This window comes from Duganella callida (assembly GCF_004614165.1).
Lineage (GTDB): Bacteria > Pseudomonadota > Gammaproteobacteria > Burkholderiales > Burkholderiaceae_D > Rugamonas > Rugamonas callida.
In genome coordinates, this window is the sequence record NZ_SPVG01000060.1 from 1 (window position 1) to 19,357 (window position 19,357).

18 protein-coding genes and 1 pseudogene are annotated in these 19,357 nt (G+C 66.1%); 10 read left to right on the forward strand and 9 right to left on the reverse strand.

Annotation, left to right across the window (positions count from 1 at the left end; translation table 11 throughout):
* Both E4L98_RS06075 and E4L98_RS06080 read right to left on the reverse strand, forming a co-directional pair.
* Window positions 1-226: pseudogene (locus tag E4L98_RS06075) on the reverse strand (cytochrome c oxidase subunit II); the annotation flags it as partial.
* Between the two features lie 2 nt (window positions 227-228).
* Window positions 229-2,505, reverse strand: a complete 2,277-nt coding sequence (locus E4L98_RS06080) for an FdhF/YdeP family oxidoreductase (protein ID WP_135200673.1) — start codon at window positions 2,503-2,505, stop codon at window positions 229-231.
* A 186-nt stretch (window positions 2,506-2,691) separates the two neighbouring features.
* Here E4L98_RS06080 and E4L98_RS06085 point away from each other — a divergent pair, with 186 nt between their 5' ends.
* Both E4L98_RS06085 and E4L98_RS06090 read left to right on the forward strand, forming a co-directional pair.
* Window positions 2,692-3,990, forward strand: a complete 1,299-nt coding sequence (locus E4L98_RS06085) for a sugar MFS transporter (RefSeq protein WP_135200674.1) — start codon at window positions 2,692-2,694, stop codon at window positions 3,988-3,990.
* Window positions 3,991-4,042: 52 nt separating this feature from the next.
* Window positions 4,043-5,023 (forward strand): ABC transporter substrate-binding protein, encoded by a 981-nt coding sequence (locus E4L98_RS06090; RefSeq protein WP_135200675.1) that lies wholly within the window; start codon window positions 4,043-4,045, stop codon window positions 5,021-5,023.
* A gap of 103 nt (window positions 5,024-5,126) precedes the next feature.
* Here the strand turns inward: E4L98_RS06090 and E4L98_RS06095 are convergent, their stop codons facing one another.
* Entirely contained in the window at window positions 5,127-6,110 is a 984-nt protein-coding gene (locus tag E4L98_RS06095) for a helix-turn-helix domain-containing protein (protein WP_229257276.1), read from the reverse strand.
* Window positions 6,111-6,347: 237 nt separating this feature from the next.
* Between E4L98_RS06095 and E4L98_RS06100 the strand changes: the two genes are divergently transcribed.
* The gene (locus E4L98_RS06100; protein WP_135200676.1) at window positions 6,348-6,761 is read left to right on the forward strand and encodes a response regulator; all 414 of its coding nucleotides are present in this window, start codon (window positions 6,348-6,350) and stop codon (window positions 6,759-6,761) included.
* Here the strand turns inward: E4L98_RS06100 and E4L98_RS06105 are convergent.
* The 4 genes from E4L98_RS06105 to E4L98_RS06120 all read right to left on the reverse strand — a co-directional run bounded on the left by E4L98_RS06105 (window position 6,746) and on the right by E4L98_RS06120 (window position 11,072).
* On the reverse strand, window positions 6,746-8,161 hold the full coding sequence (locus E4L98_RS06105) for a glycoside hydrolase family 28 protein (RefSeq protein WP_135200677.1): 1,416 nt from the start codon (window positions 8,159-8,161) through the stop codon (window positions 6,746-6,748). The genes E4L98_RS06100 and E4L98_RS06105 overlap by 16 nt on opposite strands.
* Window positions 8,162-8,206: 45 nt before the next feature.
* Window positions 8,207-9,163 carry an alpha/beta fold hydrolase gene (locus E4L98_RS06110; protein WP_135200678.1) on the reverse strand — a complete coding sequence of 319 codons (957 nt, stop codon included), beginning with the start codon at window positions 9,161-9,163 and terminating at the stop codon, window positions 8,207-8,209.
* Between the two features lie 2 nt (window positions 9,164-9,165).
* The gene (locus tag E4L98_RS06115; RefSeq protein WP_135200679.1) at window positions 9,166-10,179 is read right to left on the reverse strand and encodes a proline iminopeptidase-family hydrolase; all 1,014 of its coding nucleotides are present in this window, start codon (window positions 10,177-10,179) and stop codon (window positions 9,166-9,168) included.
* Window positions 10,180-10,256: 77 nt separating this feature from the next.
* A complete protein-coding gene (locus E4L98_RS06120) occupies window positions 10,257-11,072 on the reverse strand; it encodes a hypothetical protein (RefSeq protein WP_135200680.1) in 816 nt (271 codons plus the stop codon).
* A 94-nt stretch (window positions 11,073-11,166) separates the two neighbouring features.
* Here E4L98_RS06120 and E4L98_RS06125 point away from each other — a divergent pair, with 94 nt between their 5' ends.
* From E4L98_RS06125 to E4L98_RS06155, 7 genes are all read left to right on the forward strand, one after another.
* A complete protein-coding gene (locus E4L98_RS06125) occupies window positions 11,167-11,808 on the forward strand; it encodes a TetR/AcrR family transcriptional regulator (RefSeq protein WP_167761286.1) in 642 nt (213 codons plus the stop codon).
* Between the two features lie 144 nt (window positions 11,809-11,952).
* Complete coding sequence (locus tag E4L98_RS06130) at window positions 11,953-12,681, forward strand: c-type cytochrome (protein WP_135200682.1); 729 nt, start codon at window positions 11,953-11,955, stop codon at window positions 12,679-12,681.
* Window positions 12,678-13,949, forward strand: a complete 1,272-nt coding sequence (locus E4L98_RS06135; RefSeq protein WP_135200683.1) for a c-type cytochrome — start codon at window positions 12,678-12,680, stop codon at window positions 13,947-13,949. The genes E4L98_RS06130 and E4L98_RS06135 overlap by 4 nt, the downstream gene beginning before the upstream one ends.
* Before the next feature lie 9 nt (window positions 13,950-13,958).
* Window positions 13,959-14,138: a hypothetical protein gene (locus E4L98_RS06140; protein WP_135200684.1), complete on the forward strand. Its 180-nt coding sequence runs from the start codon at window positions 13,959-13,961 to the stop codon at window positions 14,136-14,138.
* Window positions 14,139-14,696, forward strand: a complete 558-nt coding sequence (locus tag E4L98_RS06145) for a cupredoxin domain-containing protein (protein ID WP_135200685.1) — start codon at window positions 14,139-14,141, stop codon at window positions 14,694-14,696.
* Window positions 14,680-16,302: a cbb3-type cytochrome c oxidase subunit I gene (locus tag E4L98_RS06150; RefSeq protein WP_135200686.1), complete on the forward strand. Its 1,623-nt coding sequence runs from the start codon at window positions 14,680-14,682 to the stop codon at window positions 16,300-16,302. Before E4L98_RS06145 ends, E4L98_RS06150 begins: the two co-directional genes overlap by 17 nt.
* Window positions 16,303-16,306: 4 nt before the next feature.
* Window positions 16,307-17,083 (forward strand): c-type cytochrome, encoded by a 777-nt coding sequence (locus E4L98_RS06155; RefSeq protein ID WP_135200687.1) that lies wholly within the window; start codon window positions 16,307-16,309, stop codon window positions 17,081-17,083.
* Between the two features lie 17 nt (window positions 17,084-17,100).
* Here E4L98_RS06155 and E4L98_RS06160 read toward each other — a convergent pair whose 3' ends face one another.
* Together E4L98_RS06160 and E4L98_RS06165 are read right to left on the reverse strand one after the other, a co-directional pair.
* Window positions 17,101-17,370, reverse strand: a complete 270-nt coding sequence (locus E4L98_RS06160; RefSeq protein ID WP_135200688.1) for a GlsB/YeaQ/YmgE family stress response membrane protein — start codon at window positions 17,368-17,370, stop codon at window positions 17,101-17,103.
* A 625-nt stretch (window positions 17,371-17,995) separates the two neighbouring features.
* Window positions 17,996-19,357: EAL domain-containing protein (locus E4L98_RS06165; RefSeq protein WP_135200689.1), on the reverse strand; the 1,362-nt coding region annotated here is incomplete at its 5' end.

Genomic DNA, 19,357 nt, shown 5'->3' on the forward strand with positions numbered 1-19,357 from the left:
GCCCGGCGCGGCCGTCGGGGGCAAGGTCGGGCGCGTTGTGGGCCGAACCGCGCGGCGCCCGCCACAGCGCAATCAGCACCGCGCCGGCCACCAGCACGAACACCAGCGTGCACAAGATCAGGGTGCCGTTCCACAGATGCAGAATGTGCTCGGCCTGCACGCCGCCGGGCTGCAGCGCATCCTGCCGCACCGCGACGCTGACAGCCTGGGACGGCGTCGCCGCCATACTCAGCCTCCCTTATCGGGCCCGACTGCGGACCGCTCCAGGGTGATGGCGACCGATTTCGCGGCCGGCACCATGCTGTCGATCGCATGGTGCGATAGCGGCACCAGCGGATTGCATTCCGGGTAGTAGCCGGCCACACAGCCGGCCGGCACGTCATAGGACACCAGGCGCAGGCCGCTGACCCGGCGCGGAATACCGTCGGCGGCGATGCCGCAGGCGTCCACCAGCGCGCCGGCTTCGAGGCCCAGCTGATGCAGATCGGCCGGATGGATCAGCAGCACCTTGCGGCCGCCGCTGATGCCGCGGAAACGGTCATCCTCGTTGTACAGCGTGGTGTTGAACTGGCCGTCGCTGCGGATGGTGAACAGGCGCAGCACCGTGCCGCCCTCCTTCAGCTGGTCGGGATCGGCTTCCAGCCCCTTGGGCACGATGAATTCCGCCTTGCCGCTGGGCGTTTTCCATTTGCGCTCGGCGGCCGCCACCGGCCGGCGGAAACCGCCCGGCGTCCACATGCGCTGATTGAAGTCGTGGAAAATGTCCGGATAGGTCTCGGCGATGGCGTCGCGGATCTTGCTGTAATCGGCCACCCAGTCGTCCCAGGGCACGGCCCGGTTGGGCGGCAGCGTGGCGCGCGCCAGGCCGGCGATGATGGCCGGCTCGGAACGCAGCAGCTCGCCCGCCGGCTCGGCCCTGCCGCGCGAGCCGTGCATGCAGCCGGTACTGTCCTCCACCGCAACCGACTGCTCGCCGCCGGCCTGGCGGTCGATCTCCAGCCGGCCCAGGCAAGGCAGGATGTAGGCCACCTCGCCATGCACCAGGTGGCTGCGGTTGAGCTTGGTCGAGACCTGCACCGTCAGCCGCAAGCGCGGCCAGGCCGCCTCCATGCGCGCCGTGTCCGGGATCGCGCGCACGAAATTGCCGCCCAGGCTGACGAAGGCGCGCACCGAGCCGTCGAGTATGCCCTCGCAGGTTTCCACGGTGTTCAGACCCTTCTCGCGCGGCGGCTCGAACTGGTATTGCTGTTTCAGCTTGTCGAGCGGCGCCAGCTCGGGCTTCTCGGTGATGCCCACCGTGCGCTGGCCCTGCACGTTGGAATGCCCGCGCACCGGGCAGATGCCGGCGCCCGGCTTGCCGATATTGCCGCGCATGAGCAGCAGATTGCTGAGCATCTGCACGTTCTGCACGCCGTGACGATGCTGGGTCAGGCCCATGCCATAGATGCCGATCACGCGCTCGGCGGCCATATAGGTGGCGGCGGCCTGCTCCAGCTCGGCGCGCCGCAGGCCGGACACGTGCTCGATCTCGTCCCAGCTGACCGCCTGCAGCGCCTGCGCGAACCCGGCATAGCCATGGGTGTGCTCGTCGAGGAAGGCCTGATCCACCGCACCGGCCGCCAGCACCGCCTTGCACAGTCCCATGATGGCCGCGCTGTCGCCGCCGGCGCGCACCCGCAGGTACTGGGTGCTGATGCTGGTGTCGGCCGGCGTCAGCATGTCCATCGGCGACTGCGGATTCGCGAAATTCATCAGCCCCGCCTCATGCAGCGGGTTGAAGGTGACGATTGGAATGCCGCGCTTGCGCGCATCCTGCAGCTGGTGCAGCATGCGCGGGCTGTTGGTGCCGACGTTCTGGCCGAAGAAGAAGATGCAGTCGGTCTGCTCGAAATCGTCCAGCGTCACGGTGCCGATCGGTACGCCGATGGTCTTGGGCAGCGCCACCGAGGTGCTCTCGTGGCACATGTTGGAACTGTCCGGCAGATTGTTGTTGCCGTACAGGCGCGCAAACAGCTGGTACATGTATGAGGCTTCCAGCGATGCGCGGCCGGAGCTGTAAAACACCACGCTCTTCGCTTCCAGCGCCTGCAATTCGCGGCCGATCTCGGCGAAGGCGCTGTCCCAGTCGACCGGCAGATAGCGGTCGCTGGCGGCATCCCAGCGCATCGGCGTGGTCAGGCGGCCCTGGTCTTCCAGCGCGAAATCGCGCCAGGCCAGCAGTTCGCGCACCGTGTGGGCGGCAAAGAAATCCGGCCCGCAGCGCTTGCCGGTCAGCTCCCAGGCGGTGGCCTTGGCGCCGTTCTCGCAGAACTCGAAGGGATGCGGATGGGCCGGCTTGGCCCAGGCGCAGCTGACGCAGGCGAAGCCGTCGGGCTTATTTTGGTGCAACAATAATTTGGCGTCCGTCAGCGGCACGCGCTGGTGCAGCAAGGCGGTACTGACTTCCTTGAGGGAGCCCCAGCCGCCCGCGGTATGGCTGTGTGGTTCGGGTAAACCTGGTTTCATGGCGCAGTCCTCTGATGAACTACGATTCTGCGAGCGTGTCCGGGACGTCACTGTACGCCAGCGTACCGAGGAGCGCATTTGCGGGCGACCTATGCCAAAATGGTATTGCTCTTGGTATTTTTGGCATTGGAGAACCAGGGCTTGCTGCTATAGCATTAGGAACTTACTATACAAGAGACGTTTCCCATGCCCGCACCACTCTCCACCGCCGCCGGCGCCGTGCAGCCGCAAGCGCAGTCGGCCAATCCCCGCGCCGTGTTGTCCCTGCTGACCAGCCTGTTTTTCACCTGGGGCTTCATCACCGTTATCAACAACACGCTGCTGCCGCACCTGCGCAGCGTCTTCGACCTGAACTACACCCAGACCACGCTGATCGAATCGGTGTGGTTCATCGCCTATTTTTTCGCGTCCATCCCGTCGGCGCGCCTGATCGAGCGCGTGGGTTATCAAAAATCCATGGTCGTCGGCCTGTGCATGATGGCCGTCGGCGCCCTGCTGATGATCCCGGCCGCCCGTCTGCCGTCGTATGGCGTGACCTTGTGCGCGCTGTTCGTGATCGCTTGCGGCATTACTCTGTTGCAAGTTTCGGCCAATCCGTATGTGGCCGTGGTCGGCTCGCCGGAGACCGCGTCGTCGCGCCTGAACCTGGTGCAGGCCTTCAATTCGCTGGGCGCGACGCTGGCGCCGCTGTTCGGCGCTTACCTGATCCTGGGCCGTTCCGCTTCCGGCACCGCCGAGGCGGGCCACGTCCTGACCCAGGCCGAAAAGCTGGCCGACGCCCAGGCCGTGCAACTGCCGTATCTGATCGTGGCCGGCGTGCTGGTGGTCCTGGCGCTGGTGATCGCGCGCTTCCCGATGCCGGCCATGCACCACGCCAGCCGCCGCGTGTCGGACGCCGAGCGTGAAAAACTGTCGCTGTGGAAGCACCGCAACCTGGTGTTCGGCATTCCCGCCATCTTCATCTACCTGATCGCCGAAATCGGCGTGGCCAACCTGTTCATCAACTTCACCGGCCAGCCGGAAATCGGTGGGCTCAGCCATGAACAAGGCGCGCATTACCTGTTCCTGCTGTGGGGCGGCATGATGGTGGGCCGTTTCGTCGGCGCCTGGGCCATGAACAAGACCTCCGCCGAGCGCGTGCTGGCGTTCTGCGCGATCGGCGCCTTCATCGTCATGATGATCGCGGCGCTGGGCACCGGCAGCCTGGCCATGTGGGCGCTGATCTCGGTCGGCCTGTTCCACTCGGTGATGTTCCCGACCATCTTCACGCTCGGCATCAAGGGCCTGGGTCCGCTGACCGAAGAAGGCGCCGGCCTGCTGATCATGGCCATCGCCGGCGGCGCGCTGGTGGTGGTGCAGGGCTGGCTGGCCGACACCGTCGGCCTGCAACTGTCCTTCCTGCTGACCGCGCTGTGCGAACTATACGTGCTGTTCTACGCCGTGTGGGGCTCGAAAGCAACGAACGCCTTCAAGGAAGGCGCCTGAGCCCGGTTTAGCGTTATGATGACCACTCTCACCGTATCCTGGGAGGGTGGTCATGCGTGTGCGCCTGCTGCTGTTGTTGCTGGTCGTCTGTCTGGGCGCCGGCGCGGCTGAGCGCACCATCCTGGTGGTCGAAAGTTACGACCCCGGCTTCCCCTGGGATGTCTCCTACAAAAGCGCGCTGACGGCGCGGCTGGAGCCGGCCTATCACCTCGAATACGTGGCGCTGGACACCAAGCGTCTGCCGGTGGCCCAGCATGCGGCCATGGCCGACAAGGCCTGGGCCGCGTATCTGCGGCTGAAACCCGAGCTGGTGATTCTCGGCGATGATGCCGCGCTGAGGCTGCTGGTGCCGCGGCTGGCCGCCACGGCCACACCGGCCGTCTACCTCGGCATCAACAACAACCCGCGCGCGTACTTCGATCCGGCCGCCGTGCCCAACGTCACCGGCGTGCTGGAGCGGGTGCAGGCCAAGCGCGGCATCGCCCAGCTGCGCAAGGTACTGCCGCACGCGCGCCGGCTGCTGTTTTTGCTGGATACGGATTTCACCTCCGCCGTCATCTTTCAGGAAGTGTTCCAGCGCATCACCCATCTGTCGATAGAAGGCCTGGCGGTCGACATCAAGCTGGTGGCCAGTTGGGACGAATGGCAGGCTGAAGTGACCGGCGCGGCGCGCAACTACGATGCCCTGTTCGTCGGTCCCGGCCAGGCGCTGCGCGACAGCAGCACGCAAAACGCCCACCCGTCGATGGACGTGATGCGCTGGACCTCCGCCAACGCCAGCGTGCCGATGTTCGCCTTCTGGGATTTCATGGTCGGCCCGGACCTCGCCACCGGCGGACTGGTGCTGAGCGGCCGAGACCAGGGTGCGGCGGCGGCCGACATCGCGTTGAAAATCCTCGGCGGCGCCGCGCCGAAAACGATTTACCCCGTTACCGCCGACCGCGGCGCGTTCCTCTTCAGCCGCAAGCAACTGCGGCGCTGGAACCTCACCCTGCCGCCGGAGATTGCCGCGCAGAGCAAATTCACCGATTGATCATGTATCACCAGAATAGATCGAAAGACTTCCGGGCGAGATAGAAGACGCGGAATCCGCGACGCGCCGGGAGGCCCCCCAACCACTGTCAAAGCGTTAGTCCTCAGGCTCGCGTCCAGTCCAGATCGAGCGCGCGGAAATCGACCGGCGCCATGCCGTAAGCGCGGCGGAAGGCGCGGCTGAAATGCGCGGCATCCTGAAACCCCAGGTCCTGTCCGATGCTGCCGATCCGCGCGGAGGGCGAGAGCAGGATTTCATTGGCGGCCTCGCGCAGCCGGCAGTTGCGGATATAGGCGGCAATGCCGCCTTCGGGCTCGAACAGCCGGTATAGACTCGGGCGCGTTAAGGGAAAGCTTTGCAACAAGTGCTCGACCGTCAGTTCCGGCAGGTACAGATTGGCATTGATGTAGCGGCAGATCTGCTGCTTCATGGCGGTGCGCACCGCGTTGCGTGCGCCCGCCTCGAGACGGGCCTGCTTGGAAAACGCGGCCAGCATCAACTCGGCACAATTACGCAGTATCAGTTCGAGCGCACTGTCGTCCAGTCTCGGCAACCGGTGACATAACGCCTGCAGCTGCTTGAACAATAATTGCGTCAGCGGTGTGTTGTAGCCGATCACGCGGCCGTGAATGGATGGGGCGTCGCGAATGGCAGCTTCCACGACAGGACGCGGCAGAAAGAACGCCAGTACCCGCGCGGCCGTCGGGCGCGCCATGCGCATGGTCTGCGCCATGTCCAGCGCCAGCACGCCGGGAACGAATTGTTCCGCCTTGCGCTGCCTTCCGTGGAACAGCGTGGTTTCGATGATGCCGTCCACCGCCACATGAAAAACGTAGTCGCGCAGAGTGTCGCGCGACTGACAGGCGGCGCTGCGGGTCTGGCAGAACGCGTCGGTACGGCTGTCGAGAAAGATCAGGTCTTTCAGCACGTAGGTGTAGATTTCGCCGGCAAAGCCGGTCTTGTGTTGCGAGCGCGATATCTGCACGTCCATGATGCGGCCGACGTAGTCGCACCATGCCTGCGCCTGCAAGCCGGGCAGCTCGTTGGCGACGCTGAAGTGGCTGCGCATCAGCAGCGGCGTCGGCACCGGACTGTCAGGAAACGCGTACCGCCTGTCCTGGTCGGCAAGTATTTTGCGGATTGCCGGCGTGTATTGAGGCGAGCCCATGATGAGCAAGATGTTATGTCATTTTAACCACAACGGCGAGACTTTTTTCGAAAAAGTGAGACAGGCAGTCAAGCCGAAAATATTTTGCAGGGAAAATGGCGGCTGGTTGTCTGCCGAAGCGCACAACTGAAACGTGATGGCATAGGGGGCAACGCGATGCATCGCGAGCGAAAACGGGTACTGGTGGTCGACGATAATGCGGAAGCCGCAAACGTGCTGGCTGAGCTGCTGCAATTGGATGGCCACACCGTCGCGATCGCGTACGGCGGCCAGCAGGGCATCGCCACCGCAATCGAGTTCCGCCCCGACGTTGCCGTGCTCGATCTGGGCATGCCCGCTCCGGACGGATTTGAAATGGCCGCCACACTGCGTCGCCACGTATCCACCAATCAGGTGGTGCTGATTGCGTGGTCTGCCTGGAACGACCAGGCCACCAAGGAAAAAGCCAGGTTATCCGGCTTTGATCTGCATGTCACCAAGCCTGCGGAGCTGCCCTTCATCCTGGACGCGGTGGCCGGCACGACCCGGTTGATCGATAGCACGACGCCGATCGCTCATCCCGCCGAATAGCCCTCCACGTTGCGCGTGATCACCGGTTGCTGCCGCATGCTGGCGCTGCTGACGTTGCGCAGGCTGACATCGCGCACCGGCATGCCGGCATCGCCCTTGATGTGGCAGAGGAAGCCCGATGCGCCCAGCCGCACGTCGCGCATGTGCAGTCCCTCGATCGGCGTCAGACGGCGTTCGTAGGTCGGCACCAGGTCGCGCCATTGGTACAGCACGTCCGTCTCCACGCACAGCGCGCCGCCGGCGATGCGGTCGGCGGTGACGTTGTTGACGTGGATGTTGCGCACGTAGCCGCCGCGCCGCTCATTGGTCTTCACGTACAGGATGTGGTTGATCTCGACCACGGTGTCGCCCTTGGCCAGTGGTCCGGTGTCGGCGCGCTGAAAGTGGCAGTTCTCGACCAGCACGTTTTCGATCCCGGCCGACAGCTCGCTGCCGACCGCCAGCAGCTGGTGGCCGTTGTGGATGCGACAGTTGCGGATGACGATGTTTTTGGTCGGGACATTGAGCCGCCAGCCATCGAACTCGCGTCCTGACTTGACCGAGATGGCGTCATCGCCCTGGTCGAAGATGCAGTCCTCGATCACCACGTTCTGGCTCATTTCGGGATCGACGCCGTCGTTGTTATGGCCGTGCGCGCGGATGTCCACGCGGCGCACGATGATGTCGCGCGACAGCAGCAGATGCACGGTCCAGAACGGGCTGTCGCGGATGGCGATGTCTTCGATCAGCACATTGCGGCAGCGGTTGAACTGGATGAATTGCGGCCGCAGGTGGGCCTCGCCCGCCGTCATGTCGCGCGCGCTGACCGGCACGTTGTCGACGGCCTGCTTGTACAGCGCCACCAGCGCATCCATGTGCGCCTTGGGCCGCTGATACCAGACGCGCCACACCTCCAGCCTGGCGCGCAGCGTGCCCTTGCCGGTCAGCGCGATGTTGTCGCAATCGTGGGCGTACACCAGCGGCGAGTAGTTGTAGCACTCGATGCCTTCCCACGAGCTCGGCACGGCCGGCAGATAGTCCTGCGGGTCTTCGGAAAACAGCAGCGTGGCGCCCGTCTCCAGATGCAGGTTGACGTTACTCCGGAAGTGAATCGCGCCGGTCAGCCAGGTCCCGGCCGGTACCACCACCCTGCCCCGCCCGGCCGCGTGGGCGACGTCAATCGCGCGGGCGATGGCGGCGGTGGTGCGGGCCTTGTCCCCCTCCACCGCACCGTAGTCGGTGATGGCGAAGCGCGGCGCGCCGCTGAAATCAGGGATGCGGATGGCCGGCATGTCGAACGGCGCCTGCGCGCGCACGGTCTCGAACGCGGCGGAGGCGGCCGGCGCGCGCGCGGCGCAGCCCAGGCCCAGCAGGGACGGTGCGACCAGGGTGGCGCGCAGCAGGGTACGGCGAGTAAGCATGGTTCACCATTCAGCAACGAGGTTGCCTAGCTTACCGCCGTTTGCTCACTTCACCTGCTCATGTTTGCGAGCATTTGCCACCGAGCCATCGAGGAAGCCGTTGACGGCGCCGTAGAACGCGACCGGCTGTTCGATCCACGGAAAGTGTCCGCTCTTTTCGATGAACACCAGCTGCGCGCCGCGGTTGGCGTCGCGGATCCGGTACTGCGTGGTTTCGCCAACCGGGTCCTGACGCCCCATCAGCAGCAGCACCGGTTGGCCGAAGGCTTGCATGCCTTCGGTCAGGTCCTGCTTCGCCACCTGTTTCATGGTGTAGCGGCTCATGGCGTCGCTCTTGGCGCCGGGCGCGCTCAGGCCGTCGTGAAACGCCAGGCCATCCTTGCGGTTGTAAAAGTAGCCGGGCAGGATGGCGCGCAGCGATTCCAGGTTGGCGCGCTCCGGATCGGCCTTGCGGCGCTCGGGATCGTTCCAGTACGCCTCGCTGTCCAGGTCGGACGGCAGCAGGCGCGAATGGATGTTGTCGCTGAAGTAGCGCTGGAATTCCTGGGTCCACGCCATCGGTCCGCTGCCGACCAGCAGCAGCGCGTCGGTGCGGTCGGGATGGGCGATGCCGTAACGCATGGCCAGCATGCCGCCCCAGCTGTGGCCGAGCACGCTCCAGTGCGCGAGGCCCAGGTGCTTGCGCAACACTTCCAGATCTTCCACCAGCAGATCGGCGTTGATGGTGGTGGCATCCATCGGCGTGACCTTGGACCGGCCGGTGCCGCGCTGGTCCAGCATGATGGCCTGGTGGCCGGACTTTGCCAACTCCGCCATCACCGGATGCAGGTAGCTGGCGAAACCGGGACCGCCGGACAGCATCACCACCGGCGCGCCGCTGCCCTGCACCCAGTAGTGCAGGCTGGCGGCGCCCGATGGCAGGTCGCCCTCCACCAGGTCGGCCGCCGCCATGACCTGGCCCGCGCCCAGGCAGGCGAACAACAAGGCAGACAATGATTTCATGATCACGCGCTTTTCAGGGTCTTGAGGAATTTCAGCAGGTGCTCGAAGTACACCGCCTGATCGTCCCACATGCTGAGGTGGCTGCCGTTGGCGCAGATGGCGGCGCGGCCGTGCGGCATCAGGCTGGCCATCTTGCGCATGTCGGCCGGGTCCATTTCGTCGTGCGTGGCGCCCATGGTCAGCGCCGGCACCTTGATCTCGTGAAGGCGATCCCAGCGGTCCCAGCCCTTCAGGTTGCCGGTGACCACGAACTCGCTCTTGCCCTGCATGTGGTTATAGATCTTCTGGTTGGCGTGGCGGAAGGCGCGGTTGACGGCGTCCGGCCACGGCGCGATGCGGCACACGGCCATCGGATACAGTTCCTCCATCATGATCTGCTCGTATTCGGGCGAGTCGTAGGCTTGCGCGTCCTCCAGCGCCTGCAGCTTGGCCTGGCTGGCCGCCGGCAGGCGGCGCTTGATCTCGGCCAGGTGGCGCAGCAGCGAATCGATGCTGGCGGTCATGTTGGAAATCACCACGCCGCGCAGGTGACGCTGGTACTGCAGCGCGTATTCGATCGCCAGGATGCCGCCCCAGGAATGGCCGTACAGCACCAAGTTGTCCAGGCCCAGGCCGGTGCGGACTTCCTCGACTTCCTGCAGGTAGCGCGGCACGGTCCACAGTGTTTCATCGTCGGGCTGGTCGGAATTGCCACAGCCGAGCTGATCGTAATAGTACATCTCGATGCCGGCCTGCGGCAGGAAGGCTTCCATCGCCTCCAGGTATTCGTGCGTGAAGCCGGGACCGCCGTGCAGCAGCAATACCTTCACCGGCCCGCTGCCGATTTTCTTGGTCCACACTTTGTACTTGCCACCGGCCACCGGTACCATGCGCACACCGGCGGTGCGGATGCCCACCGGGTTCAGCCCGTCCGGCTTGGCGACGGTCACGCCCGAGCCAGGGTTGGCGCTGGCGGCAACCGCATTGGCGGCGCCCATGGTGGCGACACTGGCGGCCAGAAAATTGCGACGATCCATACGACGACTCTCCCAAGTAAAGTCAGCTATACGCTGTAAAGTCGCGCAGGATACATGGTTAACTTTACGATGTAAAGTCAATCCGCCTTGAACAGATAGTTGAGCCGGGTGCCCACCTCGCGGAAACCGGCGCGGCGGATGTTGCTGAGCGAATGCCGGTGCTCGCCCGGCTCGGCGGCTTCGGTTTCGATGCTCGCCAGCCTGCAGCCCGCGGCCTTGGCGGCGGCCAGCCGGGTCGCCAGCAGCAGTTGCTGGGCGCCCTGCCCGCGCGCTTCCGGCAGCGTCGCGCCTATGCCCAGCCAGGCCTGCGCGCCGGCGATCAGCACGGCGCCGCTGGCCACCGGCACATCGTCGGCGCCGCAGGCCAGGAAGACCTGCCATTGCGGCCGGCCGACAAAGGCCGACATCCACGGCAGCAGCGTATCGGGCATGCCGAAGCTGCGACAGATGATCTGGCCGGACACGCCCGCCTCGTCCGGCCGCGCCGCGCGCACGTACAGCGGCGTATCGGTCGCCGGCGGCGGCGTCAGCGCATCGAGCTCGTACAGGAACTTGGTCCAGCCGCCCTGCAGTTCGCCGCCCTGCGCCGCCAGGCTGTCGCGCAGCGTTGCGTGGCCGGGCAGATCCCAGGCGTGTATCCAGAAGTGGGGCAGCCCGCTTTTACGGAACGCCTGGCGGATGCTGGCCAGCGTGGACGGCGCCAGCGGCGCGTCGCCGGGCAGGCCGATCACGCGGTTCATGATGGGCGACGGCATCAGCGACAGCAGCAGCATCGCCGCTGCGGTGCCGGGCAGACCGGTGACCGCGCCGCCCGAGCCGGCCGGCGCCGCCGCATACAAATAACGCCGCGACTGTATTTCGAGCCGTTCCGAGAGATCCAGAGTGTGGTGCACTGCGCCGCTTCCTTTCTGATGCGATAATGTGGGCAAACCGAGAACTTTACACTGTAAAGCAGAAAAAATACATACTTCAGAGCAATCAAAGAGCGTGAAAAACAAGAACGAACCGTTGGATCGCGACCGGATCGCCCGCGCCGCCCTGGCCTTGATCGACGAACAGGGCATAGACCAACTGAGCATGCGCAAGCTGGGCAGCATGCTGGGCGTGGAAGCCATGGCGCTCTATCACCACTTCCGCAACAAGGCCGAACTGCTGGACGGCATTCTGGACATCGTACTGGAAGAGGTGTCCGCCAGGCTGACGCCGGACGGCACGCCGCTGGAGCGCGTGCGCCGCACCTTCGACGGCTTGCGCGGCATTTCGATCGAGCATCCGCACGCGTTTCTGAGCATGGTCTCGCGCCGCTTCCGCACGCCGGTGTCGCTGCAGTTTTACGAACGCCTGCTGCAACTGTTCCACGAGGCCGGCCTGACGCCCGAGCAAAGCGCGCGCTACTACCGCATGATGGCCAACTTCACCACCGGCGCCGGCCTGACCGAAGTCGGCAGCCGCGCCAGACAGCCCGACGCCACGCCGGTCATCCTGGAGGATTTCAACCGTCCCGGCGAGTTCCCGCGCATCACGGCCGCCATGCCTTATCTGCGGGTGACCGAAATCGGCGGCATCTACCAGGCCGGCATGGACCTGCTGTTCGCCGCGCTGCAGGCGGAGCTGCACTCCCGGCGCTGAAGCCCGGTATCCCCCCCGTGCGCGATGTGATCTTCCTGCAACACCCAAAAGTCACAGAATGCATTGCTACCCACCGCAGAAGGCAAGCAAAGTTGTAGTATGTAGAATTATCAAGAAAACATTGTGCAACCCGGAGGAGAAGGCATGGCGCCAACCGGAGCTGTATTTGCTTTATTGATTCTGGCCGGGACCGCGTGGGCGCAGGAACCCATTGCGCCGGCCCCCACGCAGCGCGCGCCCGACACGCTGGAGGCACGTACCCTGGCCTGCGTCGGCTGCCACGGCGAGCAGGGACGCGGCGTCGAGAACGTCTATTTTCCGCGCCTGGCCGGCAAGCCGGCCGGCTACCTTTACAACCAGCTGATCGCCTTCCAGGAGGGCCGCCGCCGCTATGCGCCGATGAATTATCTGCTGGCCTACCTGCCGCCCGCGTACCTGAAGCAGATGGCCGATTACTTTGCCGCGCAAAGCCCGGACCCGTTGCCGACCACCGCGCCGAATGCGCCGGCCGCCATCATCGCGCAGGGCCAGCAAATTGTCGCCAAGGGCCTGCCGGATAAAAAGATCCCGGCCTGCGTGGCCTGTCACGGCAGCGCCCTGGGCGGCCGCGAGCCCGCCATCCCCGGCCTGCTCGGCCTGCGCGCCGATTACGTCAGCGCCCAGCTGGGCGCCTGGCGCTACGGCACCCGCACCGCGCTGGCGCCGGACTGCATGCAGGTCATCGCCTCGACCCTGTCGGAAGCGGAGGTCGGCGCGGTGGCGGCCTATCTGGCCACGCAGCAGATTCCGTCGAAAGAAAAACCGGCCGCCGCCGACACCACCCAGCTGCCGCTGGCCTGCGGCAGCCAGCAACCGCAAGAGGCCAAGCGATGAGCGGCCGCGGACTACTCGCCACCGCCGTTGTGCTGGCGGCGATCGGCGCCGCCGGCTATTGGCTGTTCAGCGGCCCGCCGCCCGCGGCGCCCGCCGCCACCGCCAGCACCGAGCAGCTGGAACGCGGCAAATACCTGGCCCAGGCCGGGGATTGCATCGCCTGCCACACGATACCGGGACAGGCCATCTTCTCCGGCAACCGCGCCATGCCCACGCCGTTCGGCAACCTGTACGCGCCCAACATCACGCCCGACAACGAGACCGGCATCGGCAAATGGAGCGCCGACGATTTCTACAACATGCTGCACACCGGCCGCTCGCCGGACGGCAAGCTGCTGTACCCGGCGATGCCGTTCGCGTCCTACACCAAGGTCACGCGCGCCGATTCGGACGCCATCTACGCCTACCTGCGCTCGGTGCCGGCGATCAAGCGGCCGAACCGCGAGCATGAGTTGCGCTTCCCCTACAACAACCGCAGCCTGCTGATCGGCTGGCGCACGCTGTACTTCCAGGAAGGCGAGTACAAGCCCGATGCGCAAAAGTCGGTGGAATGGAACCGCGGCGCGTATCTGGTGCAGGGCCTGGGCCACTGCGCCATGTGCCACTCGCCGATCAACGCGTTGGGCGGCTCGGCCGAGGCCAAGGCCTTCCAGGGCGGCCTGATTCCGATGCAGAACTGGTACGCGCCGTCGCTGACCTCCAACCGCGAAGCGGGCCTGGGCAACTGGGAGCTGCAGGACATCATGGACCTGCTGCAGACCGGCGTCTCGCACCGCGGCACCGTCTACGGGCCGATGGCCGAAGTCACCTTCAACAGCCTGCAGCACCTGAACGACGCGGACGTGAAGGCGATGGCGGTCTACCTGAAGGAATTGCCCGGCAACGATCCGCCGGCCGAACCGGCGCCGCCGCTGACCAACGACGTGCAGCAGCAGTTCGCCGAGGGGCAACGCATCTACGAAGCCCGCTGCGCCATCTGCCACGTCAGCGATGGCCGCGGCATGCCGCCGCATTTCCCGCCGCTGGCGGCCAACCAGTCGATCCTGATGGGCTCCGTGGTCAACCCGGTGCGCATGATACTCAACGGCGGCTACCCGCCCGGCACCCACAAGAATCCGACGCCCTACGGCATGCCGCCGTTCGCGCAGGACTTGAACGACAAGGAAGTGGCCGCCGTGGCGACCTACATCCGCAACGCCTGGGGCAACAGCGCCGCCCCGGTCACGCCGCAGCAAGTCAACCAGCTGCGCAGCGCCCTGCTCGAATAGGAGAATCGCATGATCGTGGAACCCGATACGCCACTGGACAACGACGCCGCCGCGCAGCGGCGCGTGGACGATATCGTCGCGCGCGGACCGGGCGGCGCCTTCACCCTGGCCGGCGTGGCGCTGGCGGTGGTGATGCTGATCTGGTTCGCGTTTTATTTTCTGGTGTTCGTGGCGCGGGGAGGTGCCTAGATGAGCGACCATCCCGCCGTCCATGCGGCCGAACGCGCGGAGGCGCGCTGGGTCTGGATCGTCGTTGCCGTCATCGCCATCCTGCTGCTGATGACCGGTTATATGAGCCTGCACTGGCTGACCATGCCGCCGCAGCGCATGGAAACCGTCAATCCCGGCACGCTGCACCTGGCCGGCGAATTCGTCGAGGCCAACCTGGGCAGCGCGCAGGAAAGCGACGGCAGCGTCACCGTGCGCGTGGTCGGCAACCAGTATTCGTTCACGCCGCAATGCCTGGTGGTGCCGGTCGATACGCCGGTGACCATCCGCGCCACCAGTTCGGACGTGGTGCACGGCTTCAGCGTCACCGGCACCAACGTCAACGTCAACCTGGTGCCGGGCTATGTGTCGACCTTCCGCACGGCGTTCAAGCATACCGGCGACCACACCATGCCCTGCCACGAATACTGCGGCGTCGGCCACGCGGCCATGTGGGCGCGCGTGAAGGTGATCGACAAGGAGAGCTACGCGCGCCAGGCGCAAACCCACGGGAGATTGAGCTGTGCTGAACGTTCCTAACCGGCGGCTGGTGCTGGCCCACTTCTGGCTGGCCTTTATCGCCTTCTTCGCCGCCCTGCTGCTGGGCGAGTGGCAGATGTTCGTGCGCAGTCCGCTGTTCGACTGGCTGCGCAATCCGGAGCTGTACTACCGCTCCGTCACCGCCCACGGCTCGGCGATGGGCTACGTGTTCCCGACGCTGGTGGCGATGGGCTTCGGCTACGCCATCGTCGAACTGGCGCTGAAGCAGGCGCTGATCGGCATACGCTGGGCCTGGGCCGGCTTCATCCTGGTGGTGGTCGGCACACTGACCGCGATGGCGCCGGTGGCGCTGGGCAAGGCGTCGGTGCTGTACACCTTCTACCCGCCGCTGCTGGGCAGCGTGTTCTACTACCTGGGCGTGGTGCTGGTGGTGGTCGGCTCGTGGATCTGGGTGGTACTGATGGCGGTCAACCTGCGCGCCTGGCGCAAGGTCCATCCCGGCGAGACGGTGCCGCTGGCCATGTTCGCCAATAACGCCGGCGCCTACCTGTGGGCCTGGACCTCGCTGGGCGCGGCGATCGAAATCCTGTTCCTGATCCTGCCGGTGGCCTTCGGCTGGAAGCAGACCGTGGACGCCGGCCTGGCGCGCGTGTTCTTCTCCTGGACCCTGCACGCCATCGTGTATTTCTGGCTGATGCCGGCGTATATCGCCTTCTACACGCTGGTGCCGCGCGCCATCGGCGGACGGCTGTACAGCGACGCCATGGCGCGCTTCTCCTTCGTGCTGTTCCTGGTGTTCTCGATGCCGATCGGGATACACCACCTGTTCCAGGATCCGCAGGTCGGCACCGGCGTCAAGTTCCTGCACGCGGTGTTCACCGCCATGGTCTCGGTGCCGACGCTGCTGACCGTCTTCACCATCTGCGCCTCGGTGGAAATCGCCGGCCGCATGCGCGGCGGACAGGGACGCTTCGGCTGGATCGCCGCCCTGCCCTGGAAAAATCCGCTGATGCTGGCGCTGGCGCTGTCCTTCATCATGCTCGGCTTCGGCGGCGCCGGCGGCTTGATCAACATGAGCTACCAGCTCGATTACGCCATCCACAACACGCAGTGGATCACCGGCCACTTCCACCTGATCTTCGGCGGCGCCATCGTGATCATGTACTTTGCCGTGGCCTACGACCTGTGGCCGCATCTGACCGGGCGCGCGCTCGATTGCTGGAAGCTGATGCGCATCCAGCTGTGGCTGTGGTTCGTCGGCATGATGGTGGTCACCTTGCCATGGCACTGGGTCGGCATCCTCGGCATGCCGCGCCGCATGGCTTACTACGACTACAGTCACGCCGACCTGGCGCCGATGGCGCTGTCGGTGATCATCACCTTCTGCGGCGGCCTGCTGCTGCTGGCTTCCGGTCTGCTGTTCCTGTGGATACTGGCCAGCGGCCACCGCGCGCGCCAGACCTCGCTGCCGGCGTTCCGCTTCAGCGCACCGGTGCATGCGGGCGCGCGCATCCCGGTCGCGCTGAACACCTTCGGCCTGTGGCTGGCGCTGATGATAGGACTGAGCGTGGTCAATTACGGCTTCCCGATCGCGCAGCTGATCGCCACCCCGAACACCGCCGTGCCGGCCGTCCCGATCAGGTGATCCCATGAGCGAACTGACACTGAAAAATCCGTGGGTGCGCTACAGCGTGGGCGGCGTGCTGGTGATGGCGCTGCTGACCGCCGGCTTCGGCTTCATCTGGATGCCGATGGCGAACAACGCCAAAATTTCCGCCGTGTGGGACGCCATCTGCAGCGCCGCCGGGGTACAGGGCAACGTCGCCGCGCGCGCGCTGGGCGAAGATGCGGCCACGCGGCCCAGCGACGTGATCGTCAGCGCCAGCATGATGCGGCCGGCGAACGCGGAATCGATAGGCCGCGGCGCCACCCTGGCCATGCGCTGCACCATGTGCCACGGCATCCGCGGCGTCAGCGAAGCCAACTCGCCGAACCTGGCGGGCCAGGTGGAGGCGGCCATCTACAAACAGCTGCGCGACTACAAGGCCAACCACCGCGCCAGCGCCATCATGCAGCCCATCGTCGCCAACCTGAGCGACCAGGAGATGCGCGACCTGGCGGCCTACTACGCCTACCTGCCACACGAGCGCGAGCCGCGCGCCGGCGGCGAGGCGTCGCCACTGCTGGTCACCAACGGCGCGCCGATGCGCAATATCGGCGCCTGCATCAGCTGCCACGGCGGAATCGCCCAGCAGACCTCAGCGCCGGTGCTGGAGGGCGAGCCCGAGATTTACATCCGCAACCAGCTGCAGGCGTTCCGCAGCGGCACGCGCCGCAACGACCTCAATCAGCAGATGCGCAACGTCGCGCGTCAGCTGAGCGATGCGGAGATCGAACAGCTGGCGGCGTATTACGCCAGGCGCTGACGCCATCCCGGCATCGATCAGCGCATGCGGCCGCGGCGCAGCAGGTTGACGATCGCCAGCAGCACGATCGCGCCGACGAAGGACACGCCCAGCGAGGCGACGCTGTAGTCACCGTCGTTGATGGTGCCGCCGCCCACCATCGGCGCCAGCACCAGGCCACCCAGCACCGCGCCGATGATGCCAACCACGATATTCAAAAACATGCCCTGCTGCGCGTCGGTACGCATCACGATGCTGGCCAGCCAGCCCAGTACACCGCCAATGATCAGCCAAATGATAAAGCCCATGATATCCCCCTGATAGTGATTGTGAAAGAAAGTCCATCATAAAGACAGCCGGCCGATGCCAGCGTGCGGACCTGCACACAGCGGACCAATTTCCAGCAAAGACGTGGCGAGCAGTAGCGCCAGCAACGCCTCGAGGCTGGCGGTGATTCAGGCCGACCACGCGGTGCAGATCATGCGACCGATTATCAGCAGATCGGCCGCCGCCGTGCATAGGGGTGAATGCTGTGTTCGCGTAAGACCACGCTGACGTGTACCGATCCTTATGTCGTCTGGCGTTGGCGGAAGGCGGCGACCCCAGCAGGCTGGCCGCGGTTCCGGCCAGTGGCGTCAGCACCGCCTGGGGCGTATCTGCGCCGCAGCGCGGCTCGACGGTCCAGCCCTCGTCCACAGCCACCAGTTCCACATGACGTCGCGCGTGCACGAGGGCGGCGTTCAGCGCCTTGACTTGCAGCGGCTTGCCGGTGCCGGGATCCGGTTTCACCGCCGTACCGGCCGAACGGCGGCACGTGTACAGCTTCGACCATCTGGCCGCCACGGCACGCCGCTGCCGGCATGACCGCCGCCGGTGGCGCCGGGCAGTTGCCCGTTGAGCATGGTGGCGCCGGGCCTGCGCCCGTTCACCGGTTCAGTGACGCACGTCGGGCACGCAGGCGGTAATGTAGGCGTAGCAGACGCGCGCGTCGTCGGCCAGGGCGGCAAAGCTCAGGCGCCGCGGCTGCCAGCCGGCGAAGTCGGGACCGTGGCGGCGCGCGTCGGTGTCGTCGGGCAGCAGCATGCTCCAATGGGTGAACACGCGGCGCCGCGCCGGACCTTCCATCACCACCCGCAACCGCTTGTGCAAATGGTTGCCGCGGATGCGCTCGAAGGTGGACAGCACCGCCCCGCGCTCGCCTTCCAGCATCTGCATGAAGTGGCCGTCTTCATACAGCAGGCAGCCGGTGATGCCGGCCTCGGCGTTGTTGCTGCGGGTGCGCTGCAACAGTTGGCCCAGCTGGGCCGGCGACAGCGGCGCCGTGGCCTCGCTGACGTACAGCAGGAAGTACAGGCCGGCCGCGGCCGAGGGCGACTCGTCCTGCCGCGTGACCGCCTCCACCAGCTGCATGTCCGGCATCGGCCGGTGAAAGTAATAGCCCTGGATCAGATCGCAGCCGTAGCCGCACAGTTCCAGCTGCTGGGCCGCCGTCTCCACGCCTTCCGCCACCAGCTTGAGACCCAGCGCGCGGCCCAGGCCGATCACCGCTTCCACCACCGCCCGGCTCTCGCCGCTGTCGGCCACGTCGCGGATGAAGGAGCGGTCGATTTTCAGCACATCGACCGGCAGCCGCGCCAGTTGCGCCAGCGAGGAATAGCCGGTGCCGAAATCGTCCATCGCCAGCCGCAGGCCCATGCCGGCCAGACGGTTCAGCACGCGCAGCTTGCTGTCGATGTCGGCCATCAGCATGCTCTCGGTGATTTCCAGCAGCAGGCGCTGCGGGTCGGCGCCGGTGGCGCGCAGGATGGCCGCCATGGTGTCGGCCAGCGCCGGATCGTCGAGCTGGCGCACCGAGACGTTCACCGACACATACGGCGCCGCCACGCCCCAGCGCTGGAACCAGTCGCGCTCGGCCAGACAGGCCTGGCGGAACACCCAGGCGCCGATCTCGAGAATGGCGCCGCTGGCTTCGGCAATCGGGATGAATTCGGCCGGCGACACTTCGCCCTGTGGCGGGAACCAGCGCAACAACAGCTCGGCGCCGCAGATGCGCCCGCTGGCGGCGTCGACGATGGGCTGGAAGCGCGGCGCCAGCTCGTCGCGCGCCAACGCCAGCTGCAGGCCGTGCACCAGATCCAGCCGGTGCAGCGCGCGCTGGTGCACTTCCTGGTTGAAGAACTGCCAGCCGTCGCCGCCGGCCGCGCGCGCCGACTGCACCGCCGCCGCCGCGTAGCGCCACAGTTCATCGCCAGCATCGGCATCGCCAACGGCAACGATGCCGATGCTGGCGGTGAC